At 53.5% G+C, this 818-nt stretch carries 1 protein-coding gene; it reads right to left on the reverse strand.

Annotated elements, in window-relative coordinates; translation table 11 throughout:
- Positions 1 to 53 precede the first annotated feature (53 nt).
- Positions 54 to 761: an IS6 family transposase gene (locus ACR0KM_RS20980; protein ID WP_480861801.1), complete on the reverse strand. Its 708-nt coding sequence runs from the start codon at positions 759 to 761 to the stop codon at positions 54 to 56.
- Between the last annotated feature and the right edge of the window lie 57 nt (positions 762 to 818).

Raw genomic sequence — 818 nt, forward strand, 5'->3', positions numbered from 1 at the left:
GGTGCTGTCAGACGAATTCGAACCAGTCTCAGTTTGCCGCGGAAACTGCGAACCTATCCGGAACAAAGTTGACGCCACTCGGCAAGAGCGGCGGTGCGTGTCAGCTTGAAAGTGTCCCGGCTGGTGAGCGATCTTTCCTGGTTGAAGTGGTTGTAGACGGAGGAATGGACGGAAACGAATTTCTGTAAACTTCGCATGCGCCTGAAACGCTGCATCGCGCGTTCTCTTCGTCGGAAAGGCAAGTGCGAGTTCTCGACGCGGTTATTGAGCCACCTGCCCGTCTGTTGTTTTTCGAGCACGCCCATTTCTCTGAGCGCGGCCCTGTATGAGGCGAAGCGATCCGTTACAACTTTATCCGCTCTACCGTGTCGTTTCATCAATTTCCGGAGGAATTTCAATGCCGCCTGCTTGTTTCGGCGTTTGGTGACAACGGCTTCCAGCACCTCGCCTTCATGATCGACAGCACGCCACAGATAGTGCCGCTTGCCATTCACCTTCACGAAAACCTCGTCAACGTACCACTTCCATTTAGAGAACGCGCGCAGCTTCTGAACACGCTTTCGTCTGATCTCTGCAGCAAACATCGGGCCAAACCTGTTCCACCAATATCGGACAGTTTCGTGGCTCACATCGATGCCTCGCTCGTGCAACAGATCTTCGACATTCCGGAGCGAGAGCGGGAAACGGATGTACAGCATCACTGCAAGACGGATAATCTCGGGGCTGGTTTTGAAGTACTTGAAGGAGGCAGGTTTAGTCATAGGCAATAGCTACGCAACACCCCTGCCCCGCTCAACACAAGTTCTTCTGACAAGACC

This window comes from Ruegeria sp. G10, from assembly GCF_056533645.1.

Bases quoted from the DNA above. Each gene is read 5' to 3' on its own strand.
- ACR0KM_RS20980 (WP_480861801.1), bottom strand. From the start codon at position 761: ATGACTAAACCTGCCTCCTTCAAGTACTTCAAAACCAGCCCCGAGATT.